Below are 18,805 nucleotides of genomic sequence, written 5' to 3' on the forward strand. Positions count from 1 at the left end.
GGAAGCGCGCGCAACAAACTCGTCATTGCGAGCGTAGCGAAGCAATCCAGCCTGTCTCCGCGGAGGGATTCTGGATTGCTTCGCTTCGCTCGCAATGACGGGGGAGCGAGCGAGGACTAAACCGTCAGCCCGCGCTGGCCGGCGAGCTGCTTCAGCGACACCAGCGGACGGGCGCCGATGTGCTGGATCACTTCGGCGGCCGCGAGCGCGCCGAGCTCGCCGCACTGCTTGTACGCAAGATTGCGCGCGAGGCCATAGAGGAAGCCGGCGGCGAAGAGGTCGCCGGCGCCGGTGGTGTCGACGACCTTGTCGACCGGGAAGGCCGGCGCCGCCACGGCGTCTTCCGACGACACCACCATGCAGCCCTTCTCGCTGCGGGTGACGACGCCGAGATTGACGTCGTTGCGCAGCTGCTTCAGCGCGGTGTCGAAATCCGAGGTCGTGTAGAGCGAGTGCAACTCGGACTCGTTGGCGAACACGATGTCGACGGTGCCGCCCCGCATCAACGAGAGAAACTCGTCGCGATAGCGATCGACGCAGAAGGAATCCGACAGCGTCAGCGCAACCTTGCGCTTGGCATCATGGGCGATCTTGGCCGCCTTGACGAAGGCGTCCTTGGCGTTCTTGGGGTCCCAGAGATAGCCTTCGAGATAGACGATGCCGGCGCTCGCGATCTCGGCCGGGTCGATGTCGGCGGGCGACAAGTCCTGCGCCGCGCCGAGATAGGTGTTCATGGTGCGCTCGCCGTCATCGGTGACGAGGATGTAGGAGCAGCCGGTGGCGGGGCCGTCCGTCGCGGCGGGGGTGTTGAAGGCGACGCCGGCGGCGCGGATGTCGTGGACGTAGAGCTTGCCGATCTGGTCGTCCTTGACCTTGCCGACATAGGCGGCGCGTGCCCCCAGGCTGCCGATGCCGACGATGGTGTTGGCGGCAGATCCCCCCGAGACCTCCGTCGCCGGCCCCATGTCCTTGTAAATGGCGGCGGCGCGCGCCTCGTCGATCAGGGACATGCTGCCCTTGGTCATGCCGTGCTTGGCCAAAAAGGCCTCGTCGGTCCTGACCAGCACGTCGAACAGCGCGTTGCCGATCCCGAGAACGTCATATTTCACGTCAGCCATTCACCTTGATCCTGTTTGGCGGATTGCGATCCCTGCGGAAATCCGCTTCCTGTCGGCCTGAAATCTGGCTCGCGGCCTATCACGACCGGGCCTTCGCGGGCAAGCAACGGTATTATAAACGAGCAATGATCCGCTCCTTCCTGACAGTTTCGACGGGAACACTGGCCTCGCGCCTGCTCGGCTTTGCGCGCGATTCCATGATTGCCGCCCTGCTGGGCACCGGCGCGGTGGCGGATGCGTTTCTGGCGGCGTTCCAGCTCGTCAACGTGGTGCGACGGCTGCTCAGCGAGGGGGCACTCAATGCGGCCCTGATCCCGGCCTGGCTGCGCGTGCGTGACCGCGATGGCGAAGCGGCTGCTTCCGCATTCGCGGGACGCGTGCTCGGAACGGTGAGCGTGGCCCTGATCGCGAGCTCGGCGGTGATTGCGCTGGTGATGCCGCTGATCATCACGGTCATCGCGCCGGGCTTTCTCGGCAGCGCCACGCTCGATCTCGCCGTCGCGAATGCGCGGCTGATGCTGCCCTATCTCGCCTTCGCCGGGCCCGTCACGGTGCTGATGGGACTGCTCAACGCGCAAGCGCGCTTTGCGCTGACCGCCTTCTCGCCGCTGCTGTTCAACATCGCGCTGATCGTCGCCATCGGCGTGCTCCTGGTCGGGCATACTGATGCGACCTTCGCGGCGTGGATGCTGGCGGCGACCGTCGGTGTCGCCGGCCTGCTGCAATTGCTGATGCTGCTGTCGCAGCGCAGTGCGGATCTTGCGACACCTTTGCGCGTCAGCTTTGACAAGGAGATGCGCGGCTTCTTCGCCAAGGCCGTTCCCGGCATGATCGCCAGCTCGGGCCCGCAATGGCTGATGGTGGCCGGCGCGATCATCGCCTCCGCCACGCCGTCCGCGGTGTCCTGGCTCTATTTCGCCAACCGCCTAATCGAGCTGCCGCTCGGCATCGTCGGCGTCGCCATGGGCACGGTGCTGGTACCGGAGCTGACGCGCGCCGTCACCAGCAGCGACCGCGACGCGGTCGCACATGCTGAATCGCGGGCGCTGGAGCTTGCGACCGGGCTGGCGCTGCCGGCGACGCTCGGCCTGGTCGTGCTGGCCGAGCCGATCGTGCGGCTATTGTTCGAGCACGGCGCCTTCGGCGCGGACGACAGCACGGCGACTGCGCATGCATTGATGTGGCTGGCGCTGGGCCTGCCGGCCCATGTGCTGATCAAGGCGCTGTCGCCGGCGTTCTATGCCCGCAGCGACACGATGACGCCGCTCATGGCCACGGCCAAAGGATTTGTGGTCGCAATCGCGCTCGCCGTCCTGCTCGGGCATTTCTTCGGCGCCAGCGGGATCGCGGCGAGCATCGCGGCCGGCGCCTGGAGCAGTGCGATCTCGCTGCTCCGGAAAGGCACCAGCGAGTTCGGCTTCTCGGTGGATGCCGCCGCACGAAAACGGCTGCCGCGGATCGTGCTCGCCGCGGCCGCGATGGGCGCCCTGCTCTGGCTGTCCGCGGCTCTGATGCCCGCCGAGGCGCATGGCCTGATCCGCTTCATCGTGCTGGGCGTGCAGATCGCTGCCGGGATCGCGGTCTACGGCCTGTTGCTGCAAACCTTCGGCGCCGCCTCCTGGCGCGAGGCGGCTGCGGCCTTGAAACGGCCGGCCTAGCGGGTGGGACAAGCGAATTACCCTTGACGGAGCAGCGCCGCTGTTGGAAACGACGGCCAAATACCTTTGGGAAGGCTGACCATGCCATTCGTTGAACGGGTCTTTTCGGGCGTCCAGCCGACGGGCAATCTGCACCTCGGCAATTACCTCGGCGCGATCGTCAACTTCGTGAAGATGCAGGAAACCCACAACTGCATCTATTGCGTCGTCGACATGCACGCGATCACGCAAGGCGTCGACGTCTGGGGCGGACCGGTCGAGCTCGCGCGCAACACCCGCGAGGTGACGGCGGCGTTCATCGCCAGCGGCATCGACCCGAACAAGCACATCGTGTTCAACCAGAGCCAGGTCTCGGGACACGCCGAGCTCGCCTGGATCTTCAACTGCGTCGCGCGCATGGGCTGGCTCGGCCGCATGACCCAGTTCAAGGAGAAGGCCGGCAAGGACCGCGAGAACGCGTCCGTGGGTCTGTTCGACTATCCCGTGCTGATGGCCGCCGACATCCTGCTCTACCGCGCCACCCACGTTCCCGTGGGCGAGGACCAGAAGCAGCATCTCGAGCTCTCGCGCGACATCGCGCAGAAGTTCAACAACGATTTCGGCGACTCGATCCGCAGCCACGGCGCCAATGACGGCCTGTTCTTCCCGCTGCCGGAACCCTTGATCACGGGCCCGGCGACGCGCGTGATGAGCTTGCGCGACGGCACCAAGAAGATGTCGAAGTCGGATGCCTCCGACAATTCGCGCATCAACCTGACCGACGATGCCGACACCATCGCGCAGAAGATCCGCAAGGCGAAGACCGATCCGGAGCCGCTGCCGTCAGAGGAAAAGGGCCTGGAAGCCCGTCCCGAGGCCGACAATCTCGTCGGCATCTTCGCCGCGCTCTCCGGCCGCGCCAAGGCCGACGTGCTCCGCGAGTTCGGCGGCGGCCAGTTCTCCAGCTTCAAGAACGCGCTGGCGGAGCTGTGCGTCACCAAGCTCGCGCCGATCGCCGGCGAGATGAAGCGCCTCGTCGCCGACCCCGGCCATATCGACACGATCCTGAACGACGGTTCCGACCGGGCCCGCGCCATTGCCGACGAGACCATGAAGCTCTCGAAGGACATCGTCGGCTTCATCCGTCGGCGCTAAGGCACGATCGCAAAACCGGTCGGCGCCATGGCGCCGGCCGCTTCGCCTCTCCCAAACATTGCGGGAGTGTGGCAGCATGCCAGCCGTGCACACGCCGGGACATGCATGACCAGCAAGCGACTTTGCTTCGAGCCGGGTCACAAGCCCAAATGCCTCGTCGTCGTCGACGACAGCGCCGAATGGGATCGCGCGGTCTATTACGCCAGCCGCTGGGCGATCCGAGCCGGCGGCGGCGTGGTGATGCTGCGCATCATCGAGCCGGAGGAGCAGACCCAGGAATGGCTGGGGGTCGCCGACATCATGCGCGCCGAGGCGCAGGAGGAGGCGGAGGCCGCGCTCGACCGCGCCGCCGGGAGAGCCAACGGCATCGCCGCGATCACGCCGGAACGGGTGATCCGCGAAGGCGCCGCGATGGAACAGCTGCTCGCTGTCATCGACGAGGATCCTGACATCGCCATGCTGGTGCTCGCCGCCAGTCCCGGCGCGGAGGGCCCGGGACCTCTGGTCGCGCTGCTCGCGCATGAGCTGGGCACATTCCCGGTGCCGGTGACGATCATCTCCGGCGCGCTGAGCGACCAAAGCGTGGATTCGCTGTCGTAGCTGCCACTTACCCTCCCCTGGAGGGGGAGGGTCGGCTCATGTCGAGCGAAGCGAGACATGAGACGGGGTGGGGTGACAGTCTCTCCACCTCGAACGCTGCCCGTGGGGAGAGATCACCCCACCCCGCTCGCGCTTCGCGCGATCGACCCTCCCCTCCAGGGGAGGGTAAGAAAGCACCTAACCCGCTGATATAACTGCGGAACGCCCTTTCCTCCCCTTGACCGTGCGTTCCCCGTCGCCATCTGCTAGGTGATAGAGCACGCGCCGGCCTTGAACCGGCGACGTCTGGAGAAAACCATGTTCATTCAAACCGAAGCCACCCCCAATCCCGCCACGCTGAAGTTCATTCCCGGCCGCGTCGTGGTCGACGGCAGCCCGATGGAGTTTGCGAGCCGCGAATCGGCCGCGCGCTCGCCGCTGGCCGAAAAGCTGTTCGAGGTGCCCGGCGTCACCGGCGTGTTCTACGGATCGGACTTCATCACCGTGACCAAGGCGAGCGGCGAATGGCAGCAGCTCAAGCCCGCAATTCTCGGCGCCATCATGGAGCACTACATGTCCGGCGCGCCGCTGCTTGCCGGCGGCGAAGCGCACAGCGATGCCGATCTCGACGACGAGGACGAGTTCTTCGACGAGGCCGATGCAGAGACGGTCGACATGATCAAGGACCTGATCGAGACCCGCGTGCGGCCGGCGGTCGCCAATGACGGCGGCGACATCACCTTCCGCGGCTTCAAGGACGGCATCGTCTATCTCAACATGAAGGGCGCCTGCTCCGGCTGCCCGTCGTCGACGGCAACGCTCCAGCACGGTATTCAGAACCTGCTCAAGCACTTCGTGCCCGACGTGGTCGAAGTCCGGCCGATGTAGGCGAGCTGTCGTAGGGTGGGCAAAGGCGCGCTTGCGCCGTGCCCACCGAAACGGTTGTGGTGGGCACGCTTCGCTTTGCCCACCCTACGAAGTAAGGCATTTGGGGGTCTGCAAATCGTGCGCGATGAATGGCGGATAGGCGCTCGGTTCGCTAGACTGCTTTCCATTCGCCACTCGTCATTCGCTCTTCCATGCTGATCCTTGCTATCGATACTGCGCTCGAGGCGTGCGCGGCGGCCGTGCTCGACACCGACGCCGGCGAGCTCCTTGCGCAGGAGCAGCTTCTCATGAAGCGCGGCCATGCCGAAGCGCTGATGCCGATGATCGCGCGCGTGATGCAATCGGCCAATCTCGCCTTCACCTCGCTCGACCGCGTCGCCGTCACGGTCGGCCCCGGCAGCTTCACCGGCCTGCGCGTCGGCATCTCGGCGGCGCGCGGCCTTGCGCTTGCGGCGAAACGGCCGGCGGTCGGGCTGACGACGCTGTCGGCCTATGCGGCCACCGTCGTCGGCCAGAGCGGAACGGCGCCGGTGATCTCCGCCATCGATGCGCGGCACGATCACGTCTATTTCCAGATCGTCGCCGGCGACGGCAGCCTCTTGGTGCAGCCGGGCATCGCGCCCATCAATGATGCGATCGCGGCCTCGCAATTCGGCGCGCCGCATCTGGTCGGCAATGCCGCGAACATCCTCGCCGATCGCTGGCCGAAGGATGCGCCGCCGCCCGTCGCGGTCGACGCGCAGCCCGCGCCCGACATCGGCTGGGTCGCATGGCTCGGCGCTGCGGCCGATCCCGAGACGAATCCGGCGCGGCCGTTCTATCTGAAGGCGCCCGACGCAAAACCGGCCGCAACTCCGCCGCTCGCACAAGCCGCAAGCTCATGATGAGATGGCTGTCGGAATGGTGGCGCGGCGGCACGGCCGCCGTCGAGCCGGTTTCCTTGCGCGATGCCGCGCGGCTGGCGCAGCTTCACGGCGCCTCCTTTGCGCAGGGCTGGGGCGAAGGCGAGTTCGAGAGCATGATCGGCGAGCGCAACACGCTCGTGCATCGGTTGCGCCTCGGTCGCAAGATCATCGGCTTTGCCGTCTCGCGGATCGGCGCGGACGAGGCGGAGATCCTCTCGGTCGCGGTCGACCAGGCCCATCGCGGCCGCGGCCTGTCCCGCACGCTGCTGATGACCCATCTCGGCCATCTCGCGGGGCGCGGCGTGCGCACGATATTTCTCGAAGTTGAGGAAAATAACCAGCCGGCGCGGCGGCTCTACGACCGGGCCGGATTCATGGTGGTCGGACGCCGCGAACGCTACTATAAGCAGCCCAACGGGGAACAATTGAACGCCCTTCTGATGCGACGTGACTTGTCGTAACATCGATGGCAGAAAGCGCCCCCTCAGGCAGACAGATCATGACCGCACTGAAACCCTCTTCCGCAACCAAGGCGTCCGGCATCGAGGCGCGCTGTGCCGCCACCGGCATGCGCATGACCGAGCAGCGCCGCGTCATCGCCCGCGTGCTCGCGGAGGCGGTCGATCATCCCGACGTCGAGGAATTGTACCGGCGCTGCGTTGCCGTCGACGACAAGATCTCGATCTCGACCGTGTATCGCACCGTCAAGCTGTTCGAGGACGCCGGTATCATCGAACGTCATGATTTTCGCGAGGGCCGCGCGCGCTATGAGACGATGCGCGACAGCCACCACGACCACCTCATCAATCTGCGCGACGGCAAGGTGATCGAATTCACCTCCGAAGAGATCGAGAAGCTGCAGGCGGAGATCGCCCGCAAGCTCGGCTACAAGCTGGTCGACCACCGGCTCGAGCTCTATTGCGTCCCGCTCGACGACGACAAGCCGACGTCTTAAGTGGCATGATCTTGTCGGAAAACCGCTCCACACTTTTCCGGATCATGCCTTAGTGCCCATCGATCTCATCATCTTCGATTGCGACGGCGTGCTCGTGGACAGCGAGGTGATCTCCTGTCGCGCGCATGCGGATGTGCTGACCCGGCACGGCTATCCGATCACGTCGGAGCAGGTGTCCGAGCGCTTCCTTGGCCGCTCGACAAAACAGGCCAACCTCGAGATCGAAACCGAGCTCGGCCGCAAGCTGCCCGAGGCCTATCACGGCGATCTCCAGGACGAGCTGTTTCGCGCATTCGAGGCCGACCTCGAGGCGATCCGCGGCATCCACGACGTGCTCGACGTCGTGACGCAACGTGTCTGCGTTGCCTCGAGCGGTTCGCATTCACGCATGCAGGTGAGCCTCGGAAGCACGGGACTCTACGAACGCCTCGCGCCGAACATCTTCTCGTCCTCGCAGGTGATGAACGGCAAGCCGGCACCGGACCTCTTCCTGTTCGCCGCGCGCGAAATGGGCGTTCCGCCCGAGCGCTGCGTCGTCATCGAGGACAGCCTGGCCGGCATCGCCGGCGCCCGGGCGGCAGGTATGATCGTGTTCGGCTTCTACGGCGGCAGCCATTGCGGGGACGGCCATGCCGAGACCCTGCGCCAGGCCGGCGCCAATCTGACCTTTGCCGATATGCACCAGCTCCCGGAACTGGTCCGGCGGGTCGAGGCGGAGGCCTTGGCGGGCTGATTCCCACCCCCTCACAGTCATTCCGGGGCACGCGCACCGCGCGTGAACCCGGAATCTGGAGGAATTAGCTCGAGATTCCGGGTTCACGACTGCGTCGCGCCACGGAATGACGGCTTCAGGCCCCCATTCGCTGGATTTTCGGCCCTCCAGCCTATATCTGAGGGCCGTCCTCCACCGCCATTTTCGGGTTCCATGACGCCGCCGCGCAAGCTGCACATCAAATCATATGGCTGCCAGATGAACGTCTACGATGCCCAGCGCATGGTGGACACGCTGGCTCCGGAAGGATTCGTGGAGACGGCGAGCGCCGAGGACGCCGACCTCGTCATCCTCAACACCTGCCATATCCGCGAGAAGGCCTCGGAAAAGGTCTATTCCGAGCTCGGGCGCTTACGCGTCGCCAAGGACGAGGCGGCGCGCGGGGGCCGCGCGATGCAGATCGCGGTTGCCGGCTGCGTGGCGCAGGCCGAGGGCGAGGAGATCGTGCGCCGTGCACCGGTCGTCGACGTCGTAGTCGGACCGCAGAGCTATCATCATCTGCCGGAGCTCCTGAAGCGCGCCGGCAGCGAAGGCCGTGCGATCGAGACCGAATTCCCCGCCGAGGACAAGTTCGGCTTCCTGGCCCAGCCGAAGCCCGACGCAATCCGCGCACGCGGCATTTCCGCCTTCGTCACGGTGCAGGAAGGCTGCGACAAGTTCTGCACCTTCTGCGTCGTGCCCTACACGCGGGGCTCGGAAGTCTCGCGCCCCGTGGCGAAGATCGTCGACGACGTGAAGCGGCTCGCCGACAACGGCGTGCGCGAGCTCACGCTGATCGGGCAGAACGTCAACGCCTATCACGGCGAGGGGCCGGACGGAAAAACCTGGCCGCTCGGCCGGCTGCTCGAGCATCTGGCGGCGATCCCGGGGATCGCGCGGCTGCGCTATTCGACCAGCCACCCCCGCGACGTCGATGACAGCCTGATCGCGGCCCATCGCGATCTCGATGCCCTGATGCCGTTCGTGCACCTGCCGGTGCAGTCGGGCTCTGACCGGATTCTTGCCGCCATGAACCGGAAACATACCGCCGATGATTATCGGCGTGTCATCGACCGTTTTCGTACCGCGCGCCAAGACATTGCTTTTTCATCAGATTTCATCGTCGGCTTCCCCGGCGAAAGCGAGCAAGATTTTCTCGCCACCCTCGCGCTTGTCACGCAAATCGGTTACGCTGCGGCTTATTCGTTCAAATACTCCGCCCGGCCGGGAACGCCGGCCGCGGACATGCAGGAGACGGTGTCCCCCGCCGAGATGGACCAGCGATTGGAGCGGCTCCAGGAACTGATCGACAGCCAGCAATCGGCCTTCAACAAGGCCGCGATTGGCTCGATGGTCGATGTGCTGTTCGAGCGTCCGGCGCGCAAGGACGGCCAGATCGTCGGCCGCACCGCTTTTCTCCAGCCCGCGCATGTGATGGCCTCGCCCGACATCATCGGACAAATCCTGCCTGTCAGGATCGACAGCCTCGAGCGCTACAGCTTCCTCGGCGAGCTCGCCACCGCGCGCGAGCCCGCTTTATCGCAAGCCACTGGAGCCTGAACCCTTGCCAAAAAGCGCATCGGATTCGTCTTCTATCGCTCCCAGCCGCAAATTTGACCGCGACATGCAAGTTCCGCCCGAGACCCAGGTCGTCATCGACCTCGACGACAACCGCGCCGCTTCCGCGCTGGTCGGCCCTTACGGTCAGAATCTCGCGCAGATCGAACGACGGCTCGGCGTCGTCGTCGACTCCAAGGGCAACCACATCACCATCGGCGGCACCCGCGACGGCTGCGACGCCGCCCGCCGCGTGGTGGAGATGCTCTACGCGCAGGCCTTGAAAGGGCAGGACCTCGACCAGGGCGAGGTCGAAGGCGCGATCCGCGCCGTGATCGCGCAGGGATCGCTGTTCGAGTTCGACGCGAAGTCGGCGAAATCGACCTTCGACAGCATCAACTTGCGCAAGCGCCCGGTGCGCGCGCGCACCGCCGCGCAGGACTCCTACATCCGCGCGCTGAAGCGCCACGAGCTGGTGTTCGGCATCGGCCCCGCCGGCACCGGCAAGACCTGGCTCGCGGTCGCGCACGCCGCCCAGCTGTTCGAGCGCAAGGAGGTCGACAAGATCATCCTGTCGCGCCCGGCGGTGGAAGCCGGCGAACGGCTCGGCTTCCTGCCCGGCGACCTCCGCGAGAAGGTCGATCCGTATCTGCGCCCGATCTACGACGCGCTTTATGATCTCATGGACGCGCGCATCGTCGAGCGCGCGCTGCAGACCGGCGAGATCGAGATCGCGCCGCTCGCGTTCATGCGCGGCCGCACGCTCACCAATGCCGCCATCATCCTGGACGAAGCGCAGAACACCACGTCGATGCAGATGAAGATGTTCCTGACGCGTCTCGGCGAGAACAGCCGCATGATCGTGACGGGCGACCCCTCGCAGATCGACCTGCCGAACGGCCAGACCTCGGGTCTTGCCGAGGCAACGCGCCTGCTCGGCGGCGTCGAAGGCATTGCCCAAGTTCATTTCAAAGCCGAGGACGTGATCCGCCATGAGCTCGTGGCGCGGATCGTCGCCGCCTATGAAGGTTCGCCGCAGCGGCCGGCCGCCGATAAATCCTGACGGGACAACAGCCGGACCAGACGGGCGCGAACGCGGCGCCTGATCGTTCCGAACAAAGACAATGTCACATCCGAACCTTCCCATGACCGAGGTCCTTGTCGTTGCCGATTGCTGGCAGCGCGAGCCCGATTCCGAAGCCGTGATCCAGCGCGCGGTCGCCGCCGCCGCCGAGAGCGTCGACGAAGATGTTGCCGACGCGGAAGTGGCGGTGATGCTGACCGATGATGCCGGCATCCGCACCCTCAACGGCAACTGGCGCGGCATCGACAAGCCGACCAACGTGCTTTCGTTTCCCGCGCTCCAGCCGGAAGGCGAATGGAAGGAAGGCGATGCGCCGCGCATGCTCGGCGACATCGCGATCGCCTACGAGACCATGCGGCGCGAGGCGGACGAGGAGCACAAGCCGTTCGACCATCATTTGAGCCACCTCGCCGTGCACGGCTTCCTGCATTTGATCGGCTACGACCACGAGAACGACGCCGACGCCGAGAAGATGGAAGCGCTGGAAACTGAGATCCTCGCCCATCTCGGCATCCCCGACCCCTATGCCGACCGCCCGGGGACGCACTGAGATGCCGGATTCCGAGCCAACCCACGACAATCCGCGCAACACGCCCAACCTGCCGGCCGTGGTGACACCGGGCGAGGTGCTGCGCCCGACCGCCGAGAGCTGGCTGCTGCGCGCCATCCGCACGCTGTTCGGCTGGAAGGCGGGATCGGTGCGCGACGATCTCCAGGTCGTGCTCGACGCCACGACGCCCGACGACACCGGCTTCTCCGCCGTCGAGCGCACCATGCTGCGCAACATCCTCGGCCTGCACGAGCGCCGCATCGCCGACGTCATGGTGCATCGCGCCGACATCATCGCCGTGAAGCGCGACATCCCGCTCGGCGAATTGATGGACCGCTTCGAGAGCGCCGGCCATTCCCGCCTCGTCGTCTACAACGAGACGCTCGACGATCCCGTCGGCATCGTCCACATCCGCGATCTGCTCGCTTTCATGACCGTGCGGGCGCGGGTGTCGGAGGCCACCAAGACCAAGCGCAAGAAGCCGCTGCCGGCCGGCCTCGATCTGCGCGCGGTCGATCTGGCAATGCCGCTCGAGGACGCCCGCATCATCCGCAAGCTGCTCTACGTGCCGCCGTCGATGCGGGCGATCGACCTGCTCGCGCAGATGCAGGCCACGCGCATTCATCTGGCGCTGGTCGTCGACGAATATGGCGGCAGCGACGGGCTGGTCTCGATCGAGGACATCGTCGAGCAGATCGTCGGCGAGATCGACGACGAGCACGACAGCGACGAGCCGCCCTCGATCGTGCGCCTGCCGGACAACGCCTTCATCGCCGATGCCCGCGCCAGCCTCGACGACGTCCGCACCGTGATCGGCGCGGACTTCGTCACCGGCGAGGCCGGTGAGGAGGTCGAGACGCTCGGCGGCTATCTCGTCAGCTTCGTCGGACGCCTGCCGGTGCGCGGCGAGGTGATCTCGGGTCCCGGCAATTACGAGGTCGAGGTGCTCGATGCCGATCCGCGCCGCGTCAAGCGGCTGCGCATCTCGACGCGGAAGGAACGACCGGCGCCGCGCAGCCAGCGCGAGAGCCGGCGCCGCGAGGCCGCGCCGGAGAGCAGCCCGCCGCCGGCCAGTGACACGCCGACCCCGCCGCCGAGCGACGGGACCGGCCCGCAGTGAACGCATTGCAGCGACTTCGTCAGATCGCGCTCGCCATCATCCTCACCTGGGGCTGGAAGCGCGCCGTCATCGCCATGGCCGCCGGCGCGCTGTCGGTGCTGGCGCTGGCGCCGTTCAACCTCTTCCCGGTGTTGTTCATCACCTTTCCGGTGCTGGTCTGGCTGATCGACGGCACCGGCGCCGGACGATATGGCGGCGTCCCCGCCGCGGCGCTGACCGGCTACTGGTTCGGTCTCGGCTATTTCGTTCCCGGCCTCTACTGGATCGGCTACGCCTTCTTCGTCGACGCCGACATCTTCGCCTGGCTGACACCGTTCGCCGTGCTGGGCCTGCCGGCCTATCTCTCCATCTTCACGGCGATCGGATGTGCGCTGGCGCGCCTGCTCTGGACCAAGAACGCCACGCGCGTGCTCGCGCTCGCGGCAAGCCTCACCATCGCCGAATGGCTGCGCGGTCATGCGCTGACCGGCTTTCCCTGGAACGCATTCGGCTATGCGCTGTCCGAGCCGCTGCCGCTGGCGCAGACGGCCTCGCTGATCGGCCTGTGGGGCATGACCTTCCTGACGGTTGCGATCTTTGCGAGCCCGGCGACGCTGATTGACCGCACGCCCGATCGCCGCGTGGCGTGGCGCGCGTCAGCCGCGGCAATCGCGCTTCTGATTGTGATGGGCATTTTCGGCGCGATCCGCCTGTCACTGCATCCGACCGCGATGGTCGCTGGCGCCAAGCTGCGCCTGATGCAACCGAACCTGCAGCAGGACGCGAAGTTCAACTACGCCGCCAAGGCCGAGGTGATGAAGAAATACCTCGCGCTGTCGGACCGCGCCTCCGGGCCGCAATCGACCGGCGTGCGCGATGCCACCATCCTGATCTGGCCGGAATCCGCGTTCCCGTTCTTCCTGACCCGCGAAGCCGACGCGATGGCGCAAATCGCCGACCTGTTGCCGAAGGGCACGGTGCTGATCACGGGCTCGGTGCGCGCGCCCGACCTGCCGCGGGGAACGCCGATCACACGCGCCTACAATTCGATCTACGTGATCGATCACGACGGCAGCGTGCTCGCCGTCTATGACAAGCTGCACCTCGTGCCGTTCGGCGAATTTCTTCCCTACCAGGAGCTGATGGAGAAGCTCGGTTTCGAGCAGCTGACGCGTGTGCGCGGCGGCTTCATCGCCGGCAGCGTGCGGCATGCGCTGCCGGTCCCCACCGCACCATCGGCGCTGCCTCTGATCTGCTATGAGGCCATCTTTCCCGGTGAGGTGGCAGGACGCAACGAACGTCCGGGCTGGATCGTGAACCTCACCAATGACGGCTGGTTCGGCATCTCGACCGGCCCCTATCAGCATCTGGAGCAGGCACGCATGCGCGCGATCGAGCTCGGATTGCCGCTGGTCCGCTCCGCCAATACCGGCATCTCCGCGGTGATCGATCCGGTCGGACGCACCGTCGCCAGCCTGGGTCTCGGCATCGAAGGCATTTTGGATGCAAACCTGCCCGCCGCAATCCCGCCGACCGTCTACGCGCGGCTGGGCGACGTGCCCGCAGCCATGCTCGTCGCGCTCGGTGTGATGCTCGCGGTCCGCCGGCGTGTTGCCAAACGGCACCCCTGATCGCGTCGTCGCCGCCGAGGTGGCCGGAATCCTTTGACAACCGTAGTCCCACGGTTGACAGATTGCACGCGGGTTCCTCATTCTGCACCCGCTGCGAAAGACAGTGGGCGTTGCTAAATTTCTCCGCAATGTTTCCCAATAACAGGGTTTGATTTTTACGCTGCTGGCACCTGAGGCATTCCGGTCGATTGCGCTGAGGGTGGTGTTTGGAGGCTGAGGAAATGTCGAAAGCGCCCAACCCTGTTGACAAATATGTCGGCAGCCGCGTGCGTATGCGCCGCATCATGTTGGGCATGAGCCAGGAAAAGCTTGGTGAAGCTTTGGGCCTGACATTCCAGCAGATTCAGAAATACGAGAAGGGCACGAATAGGGTCGGCGCGAGCCGCATCCAGCAGATTGCCGAGATTTTGCAGGTGCCGGTGTCGTTCCTGTTCGAAGGCGGCCCGAGCGGCGTGGCCGGCCCGGACGGCTTCGCTGAAGGTGCTTCGCCCTCTTATGTTTCCGACTTCCTCGCGACCTCCGAAGGTCTCGCTCTGACCAAGGCGTTCACCCGAATCACCGATTCGAAGATGCGCCGCTCGATCGTCGATCTCGTCGAGCAGATCGCGGCCCGCGAAGGCCCCGACAAGCGCTGACGCCAGCGCAATCCGATTTGAGGCTGCGCCAAATCTGGCCTATGTCGTCATTTGCGGCCGCGCGTTGACGCGCGCCCTCCCAGATGATGCGATTCAAAGGCATAGATGCGCCCATGACGAACTCCAACTGGTTCGATACCCAAACCATTCTCGACGGCATCCGGCGCTGGGTGGAGATCGAGACGCCGACAGAGGCGCCTGAGCAGGTCAACAAACTCGTGTCGCTGGTCGCGGATCAACACCGCGATCTGCCCGTCACGCTCGAGCGCGTCGCCGGCGTCGACGGCTGCGGCGATCACCTTCTGGCCCGCTCGACCTGGGGTCAGGAGCAGCCGGGCATCCTGGTGCTGAGCCACCTCGATACCGTGCACCCCCTGGGCTTCATCGAGCGCCTGCCGTTCAAGGTCGAGGGCGACAGCGCGTTCGGTCCGGGCATCTACGACATGAAGGGCGGCGCCTACGTCGCCCATCATGCATTCGCTGCACTCTGTGCCGACGGCAAGCGTTCGCCGCTCGGCATCACCCACATGTTCACCTCCGACGAGGAGATCGGCAGCCCCACCTCGCGCGCACTGATCGAGAAAGAGGGACGCAAGGCCAAATACGTGCTGGTGACGGAGCCGGCGCGCGACGGCGGCAAGATCGTCACCGGACGCAAGGGCGTCGGACGCTTCGAGGTGTTCATCAAGGGCGTGCCGGCGCATGCCGGCTCGCGGCCCGAAGACGGCCGCAGCGCCATCCGCGAGCTCGCCAACATCATCCACGCGCTGGAGGGAATGAACGACCTGAAGCGCGGCGTCACCGTCAATGTCGGCGTGGTGCGCGGCGGCACGCGCCCCAACGTGACGCCGGAAGAGGCTTATGCCGAAATCGACCTGCGCGTTCCGAGCTTCACCGACGCGGACGAGTTCGTCGGCAAGATCCTCGGGCTGACATCGAAGACGGACGGCGTCACCGTCACGGTCACCGGCGAGCTCAACCGTCCGCCTTACGAGAAGGGCAATGCCGGCGCCTCGCTCTACGAGCACGCCAGGACGCTCGCCACCGAGATCGGCTTCGAGCTGATCGACACCTATACCGGCGGCGGCTCGGACGGCAATTTCACCGCGCCCCACACCGCCACGCTCGACGGGCTCGGCGTCGACGGCAAGGGCGCGCACACCCATTATGAGCAGCTCTATGTCTCGTCGCTCGAACCGCGCGCGCGACTGCTCTATCGGCTGTATCAGACACTGCGATGAGCGAGCGCAAGTCAGACCCCGATCGCGACGACAGCGAGCGCGCGTTCTTCGGACGCCGCAAGGGCCACAAGCTCAGGCAGCATCAGGCCGACCTGATCGACAATCTGCTGCCGCATCTTGCACTCGACATCGAGGGCGAGAAGCCGGCGGATGCGCGCGAGATCTTCGATCCCGCAGCGGATGACGTGCGGCTCGAGATCGGCTTTGGCGGCGGCGAGCATCTCGCGGCCGAGGCGCAGGCCTTCGCCGCGACCGGCTTCATCGGCTGCGAGCCCTATGTCAACGGCATGGCGAAAATCCTCGCGCAGATCGAAGCGGCGAACATCGGCAACATCCGCCTGTTCGCCGGCGATGCCGCCGAGCTGCTGGCCTGGCTGCCGAAGGCCTCGCTGTCGCGGATCGACCTGATCCATCCGGATCCCTGGCCGAAGCGGCGTCACTGGAAGCGGCGCTTCGTCCAGGACAGGACGATCGCCGCGATGGCGCGCGTGCTCAAGCCGAATGGTGAATTCCGCTTCGTCTGCGACATCGACGATTACTGCGCCTGGACGCTGTCGCATCTTGCGCGCTCGCCGGACTTCAAATGGCTCGCGGAGCGCGCCGACGATTTCCGGCAACCATGGGCCGGCTACACCATGACGCGCTACGGCCGGAAGGCGGCGCGCGAAGGCCGCAAGGCGGCTTATCTGCGATTCAGGCGGGTGGGTTAGCCGTCATTGCGAGGAGCGAAGCGATGAAGCAATCCAGAGCGCTTTCGCGGAGGGATTTCCGGATTGCTTCGCTTCGCTCGCAATGACGGAGTGTGACGTTAGATCGTCTGCCGGTTGCGCCAGAAATTCACGACGCGCTCGGCCGTCGTCGGCATCAGGCGCGCGAAGTTCATGCGCGCGGCCTCGAGGTCGGCATCGGCGGGCGTGCGATTGGGGCCGTACCAGAGCAGGATCAGCGCGCGCACCGTGGGCCAGCCGAGATTGAGCACTCGGCCGAGGATCAGGATCGGATCGTAACGGTCGCCTGCGATCAAGCGGTCGAGAATCGAGATGCGGATACCAGCCATCGCCGAGAGCGAGGCGATCGACTCCTCGTATTTGTGTGCCTTGGCAAAGCCGAGCAGCGCGCTCTCGCCGAGATGGCCCTCGCGATGCAAGGTGAGCACCGTGCGCTGGGCCGCGGAGAAATCGCGTCGCGGCCCCGGCGGCAGCGCGGCCTCCTCGATCGCGGCCATGGCGCGCTTGATCTCGACCTGGCGCACGGGATTGACCACGGTGGAGAGACGGCGGCGGATGACGTCGAGCGTGCCGTCGAGAAGCTGTTTCAGGTGTTCGCCGGAGAGATCGCTGCGCTGGCCGATCTTGAGCGTCAGCACGCCATCCTGCGCGGAACGCTTGATCAGCTCGGAATAACTGGCAGGCGAAAACACTGCGCCGGCATTGCCCGCGGCACGTCGCACGACATCGCGATCGCCGCGCTCAACCAGCACGTCGGTGACGACGGCCGGCAGGACGGGACGTTCCGTCATCGCCAGCAGATGACCCTGGCCCTTCAACCGCGCGATCTCGACGAGCGCGGCGTCATCGAGCACCGGCGAGCGGCGCAGCACGGGACCTGCGACCATGATCTCGTTTTCGCGCGCCAGCTGATTGACCAGATGCGGCGGCGCGTTGTTCAGGCGCGAGAAGCGCTCGGCGAGATCGACGCGCGAGCCGAGCTCGGCATGCGGGACGAGATCGATCAGGAGATTGTCGAAGAGATCGATGAGCTCGGGACCGAGTCTCGCGGGATCCTGGAAGTAGAGGTCGGCGATGGCGCGCGCGATCTCGCCGCGACGGCGAGGGTCGCCGCGTTTGACGATAGCGTCCAGTCCGGGAATGAGCGACGTGGCAGCGGTCATGAAAACACAAACTCGTACAGGGCACGCCGCGGGTGCGCCCTCGGTCCAAGCCGCCCCACAATCAAGCAATTTAGGCCTCGGAAATGAAGGAAGCGTTGCGCGGGGAGCCGCGAATCGGGCGCAAAAAGCCTCGTCCGGCCTCCGATGGGCCTTGTCCGGGAGGGCGGAAAGGGCTATATCAGCGCCAATTCATCTTCTCATACGATCCGCGTAGTGAGAGTGGGCCCGAAAGGACCCGCTCTTTTTTATTACCTGAACGCGGGTTGGCGGAAGATCCGGCCCGACGCGCCGTCGGGAGAGTTCCGAAGCGGGCTTTGAAGTCTTAACCAAGCCTTAACCCAAGCGTTAACCAACGAGCGCCTTGACCGCTGATATGACCGAACCGAACACTGGTTCCACCGATGCCGAACTGCTGGCCGAGCCGAGGCTCGTGGTCGAGCCGGGCGTGGCGGCGCGGGTGTCTGCGGTCGCAGCTCCCGTGCTCGAGGGCATGGGTTACCGCCTGGTCCGGATCCGCATCTCCGGGGAAGCCGGCTGCACCGTGCAGATCATGGCCGAGCGGCCGGACGGTTCGATGCAGCTCGAGGATTGCGAGGCGATCTCGCGGGCGCTGTCGCCCGTGCTCGATGTCGCCGATCCCATCGACCGCGCCTATCGGCTGGAGATCTCCTCGCCGGGCATCGACCGGCCGCTGGTGCGCCGTTCCGATTTCGAGCGCTATTCCGGGCATCTCGTGAAGGTCGACATGGCCGTCGCCCATGAGGGGCGCAAGCGGTTCCGTGGCACGCTGGGTGCCGTCGAGGGCGACCGCGTGCATCTGCATCGCGACGACGTCAAGGCGGGCGACGATGCCGACGTTCTCTTGACGATGGAGGATATCGGCGAGGCCCGCCTGGTGCTGACCGACGAGCTGATCGCCGAATCCATGCGCCGCGGCAAGGCCGAAGAGCGCCAGATGCGGCGCGATCTCGGCCTGGAACCGCCGCAGGCGCCGCACGCGAAAATCAGCGAAAAAACCACCAAGAACACCAAGCCGAAAAAGAAGCCGGCCCCGACCAATACGAAGAAACATCGCCTTGCCGCCGAACGCGCGCGGCGCGGCGAGTTCGAGCCTGACCAAGGAGACTAG

Annotated in this window: 19 protein-coding genes; 17 read left to right on the forward strand and 2 right to left on the reverse strand. The window is 65.9% G+C overall.

Annotated elements, in window-relative coordinates; genetic code table 11:
- Positions 1–116: 116 nt before the first annotated feature.
- Positions 117–1,118, reverse strand: coding sequence for an adenosine kinase (locus IQ16_RS01420; protein WP_018644211.1), 1,002 nt, complete (start codon positions 1,116–1,118; stop codon positions 117–119).
- A gap of 125 nt (positions 1,119–1,243) precedes the next feature.
- Here IQ16_RS01420 and murJ point away from each other — a divergent pair, with 125 nt between their 5' ends.
- The 16 genes from murJ to trmB all read left to right on the forward strand — a co-directional run bounded on the left by murJ (position 1,244) and on the right by trmB (position 16,495).
- Positions 1,244–2,776 (forward strand): murein biosynthesis integral membrane protein MurJ, encoded by a 1,533-nt coding sequence (gene murJ / locus IQ16_RS01425; RefSeq protein WP_018644210.1) that lies wholly within the window; start codon positions 1,244–1,246, stop codon positions 2,774–2,776.
- 81 nt (positions 2,777–2,857) lie between these two features.
- Entirely contained in the window at positions 2,858–3,910 is a 1,053-nt protein-coding gene (gene trpS / locus IQ16_RS01430) for a tryptophan--tRNA ligase (protein ID WP_018644209.1), read from the forward strand.
- Between the two features lie 105 nt (positions 3,911–4,015).
- Positions 4,016–4,510 carry a universal stress protein gene (locus IQ16_RS01435; protein ID WP_026312176.1) on the forward strand — a complete coding sequence of 165 codons (495 nt, stop codon included), beginning with the start codon at positions 4,016–4,018 and terminating at the stop codon, positions 4,508–4,510.
- Between the two features lie 297 nt (positions 4,511–4,807).
- On the forward strand, positions 4,808–5,377 hold the full coding sequence (locus IQ16_RS01440) for a NifU family protein (protein ID WP_018644207.1): 570 nt from the start codon (positions 4,808–4,810) through the stop codon (positions 5,375–5,377).
- A gap of 191 nt (positions 5,378–5,568) precedes the next feature.
- Entirely contained in the window at positions 5,569–6,261 is a 693-nt protein-coding gene (gene tsaB, locus IQ16_RS01445) for a tRNA (adenosine(37)-N6)-threonylcarbamoyltransferase complex dimerization subunit type 1 TsaB (protein ID WP_018644206.1), read from the forward strand.
- Positions 6,258–6,743, forward strand: coding sequence for a ribosomal protein S18-alanine N-acetyltransferase (gene rimI / locus IQ16_RS01450; protein WP_018644205.1), 486 nt, complete (start codon positions 6,258–6,260; stop codon positions 6,741–6,743). The genes tsaB and rimI overlap by 4 nt, the downstream gene beginning before the upstream one ends.
- A 38-nt stretch (positions 6,744–6,781) precedes the next feature.
- Positions 6,782–7,237 carry a Fur family transcriptional regulator gene (locus IQ16_RS01455; RefSeq protein WP_018644204.1) on the forward strand — a complete coding sequence of 152 codons (456 nt, stop codon included), beginning with the start codon at positions 6,782–6,784 and terminating at the stop codon, positions 7,235–7,237.
- A 52-nt stretch (positions 7,238–7,289) separates the two neighbouring features.
- Positions 7,290–7,970 (forward strand): HAD family hydrolase, encoded by a 681-nt coding sequence (locus IQ16_RS01460; RefSeq protein WP_018644203.1) that lies wholly within the window; start codon positions 7,290–7,292, stop codon positions 7,968–7,970.
- 192 nt (positions 7,971–8,162) lie between these two features.
- Positions 8,163–9,548: a tRNA (N6-isopentenyl adenosine(37)-C2)-methylthiotransferase MiaB gene (gene miaB, locus IQ16_RS01465; protein WP_018644202.1), complete on the forward strand. Its 1,386-nt coding sequence runs from the start codon at positions 8,163–8,165 to the stop codon at positions 9,546–9,548.
- Between the two features lie 64 nt (positions 9,549–9,612).
- Positions 9,613–10,608, forward strand: coding sequence for a PhoH family protein (locus IQ16_RS01470; RefSeq protein ID WP_018644201.1), 996 nt, complete (start codon positions 9,613–9,615; stop codon positions 10,606–10,608).
- Positions 10,609–10,690: 82 nt separating this feature from the next.
- Positions 10,691–11,179, forward strand: coding sequence for an rRNA maturation RNase YbeY (ybeY, locus tag IQ16_RS01475; RefSeq protein ID WP_020607940.1), 489 nt, complete (start codon positions 10,691–10,693; stop codon positions 11,177–11,179).
- Position 11,180: 1 nt separating this feature from the next.
- The gene (locus IQ16_RS01480; protein WP_026312175.1) at positions 11,181–12,299 is read left to right on the forward strand and encodes a hemolysin family protein; all 1,119 of its coding nucleotides are present in this window, start codon (positions 11,181–11,183) and stop codon (positions 12,297–12,299) included.
- Positions 12,296–13,909 (forward strand): apolipoprotein N-acyltransferase, encoded by a 1,614-nt coding sequence (gene lnt, locus IQ16_RS01485; protein ID WP_018644198.1) that lies wholly within the window; start codon positions 12,296–12,298, stop codon positions 13,907–13,909. Before IQ16_RS01480 ends, lnt begins: the two co-directional genes overlap by 4 nt.
- A 221-nt stretch (positions 13,910–14,130) precedes the next feature.
- Positions 14,131–14,544 carry a helix-turn-helix domain-containing protein gene (locus tag IQ16_RS01490; RefSeq protein ID WP_008131807.1) on the forward strand — a complete coding sequence of 138 codons (414 nt, stop codon included), beginning with the start codon at positions 14,131–14,133 and terminating at the stop codon, positions 14,542–14,544.
- An 83-nt stretch (positions 14,545–14,627) separates the two neighbouring features.
- Entirely contained in the window at positions 14,628–15,785 is a 1,158-nt protein-coding gene (locus tag IQ16_RS01495) for a M20 family metallopeptidase (RefSeq protein WP_018644197.1), read from the forward strand.
- Positions 15,782–16,495 (forward strand): tRNA (guanosine(46)-N7)-methyltransferase TrmB, encoded by a 714-nt coding sequence (gene trmB / locus IQ16_RS01500; RefSeq protein WP_018644196.1) that lies wholly within the window; start codon positions 15,782–15,784, stop codon positions 16,493–16,495. The genes IQ16_RS01495 and trmB overlap by 4 nt, the downstream gene beginning before the upstream one ends.
- A gap of 98 nt (positions 16,496–16,593) precedes the next feature.
- Here the strand turns inward: trmB and IQ16_RS01505 are convergent, their stop codons facing one another.
- Positions 16,594–17,676 (reverse strand): DUF2336 domain-containing protein, encoded by a 1,083-nt coding sequence (locus tag IQ16_RS01505; protein ID WP_018644195.1) that lies wholly within the window; start codon positions 17,674–17,676, stop codon positions 16,594–16,596.
- A 373-nt stretch (positions 17,677–18,049) separates the two neighbouring features.
- Here IQ16_RS01505 and rimP point away from each other — a divergent pair, with 373 nt between their 5' ends.
- Complete coding sequence (gene rimP / locus IQ16_RS01510; protein WP_018644194.1) at positions 18,050–18,805, forward strand: ribosome maturation factor RimP; 756 nt, start codon at positions 18,050–18,052, stop codon at positions 18,803–18,805.

Origin of the sequence: Bradyrhizobium huanghuaihaiense (assembly GCF_007830635.1) — a bacterium.
Taxonomy (GTDB): domain Bacteria; phylum Pseudomonadota; class Alphaproteobacteria; order Rhizobiales; family Xanthobacteraceae; genus Bradyrhizobium; species Bradyrhizobium huanghuaihaiense.

What these genes read in the sequence shown, in the direction of transcription:
- IQ16_RS01490 (WP_008131807.1), top strand. Translation starts at nt 14,131, where the DNA reads ATGTCGAAAGCGCCCAACCCTGTTGACAAATATGTCGGCAGCCGCGTG.
- rimP (WP_018644194.1), top strand. Translation starts at nt 18,050, where the DNA reads ATGACCGAACCGAACACTGGTTCCACCGATGCCGAACTGCTGGCCGAG.
- murJ (WP_018644210.1), top strand. Translation starts at nt 1,244, where the DNA reads ATGATCCGCTCCTTCCTGACAGTTTCGACGGGAACACTGGCCTCGCGC.
- trpS (WP_018644209.1), top strand. Translation starts at nt 2,858, where the DNA reads ATGCCATTCGTTGAACGGGTCTTTTCGGGCGTCCAGCCGACGGGCAAT.
- IQ16_RS01435 (WP_026312176.1), top strand. Translation starts at nt 4,016, where the DNA reads ATGACCAGCAAGCGACTTTGCTTCGAGCCGGGTCACAAGCCCAAATGC.
- tsaB (WP_018644206.1), top strand. Translation starts at nt 5,569, where the DNA reads ATGCTGATCCTTGCTATCGATACTGCGCTCGAGGCGTGCGCGGCGGCC.
- IQ16_RS01470 (WP_018644201.1), top strand. Translation starts at nt 9,613, where the DNA reads ATGCAAGTTCCGCCCGAGACCCAGGTCGTCATCGACCTCGACGACAAC.
- trmB (WP_018644196.1), top strand. Translation starts at nt 15,782, where the DNA reads ATGAGCGAGCGCAAGTCAGACCCCGATCGCGACGACAGCGAGCGCGCG.
- IQ16_RS01440 (WP_018644207.1), top strand. Translation starts at nt 4,808, where the DNA reads ATGTTCATTCAAACCGAAGCCACCCCCAATCCCGCCACGCTGAAGTTC.
- miaB (WP_018644202.1), top strand. Translation starts at nt 8,163, where the DNA reads ATGACGCCGCCGCGCAAGCTGCACATCAAATCATATGGCTGCCAGATG.
- IQ16_RS01480 (WP_026312175.1), top strand. Translation starts at nt 11,181, where the DNA reads ATGCCGGATTCCGAGCCAACCCACGACAATCCGCGCAACACGCCCAAC.
- IQ16_RS01420 (WP_018644211.1), bottom strand. Translation starts at nt 1,118, where the DNA reads ATGGCTGACGTGAAATATGACGTTCTCGGGATCGGCAACGCGCTGTTC.
- IQ16_RS01455 (WP_018644204.1), top strand. Translation starts at nt 6,782, where the DNA reads ATGACCGCACTGAAACCCTCTTCCGCAACCAAGGCGTCCGGCATCGAG.
- ybeY (WP_020607940.1), top strand. Translation starts at nt 10,691, where the DNA reads ATGACCGAGGTCCTTGTCGTTGCCGATTGCTGGCAGCGCGAGCCCGAT.
- IQ16_RS01495 (WP_018644197.1), top strand. Translation starts at nt 14,628, where the DNA reads ATGATGCGATTCAAAGGCATAGATGCGCCCATGACGAACTCCAACTGG.
- IQ16_RS01505 (WP_018644195.1), bottom strand. Translation starts at nt 17,676, where the DNA reads ATGACCGCTGCCACGTCGCTCATTCCCGGACTGGACGCTATCGTCAAA.
- rimI (WP_018644205.1), top strand. Translation starts at nt 6,258, where the DNA reads ATGATGAGATGGCTGTCGGAATGGTGGCGCGGCGGCACGGCCGCCGTC.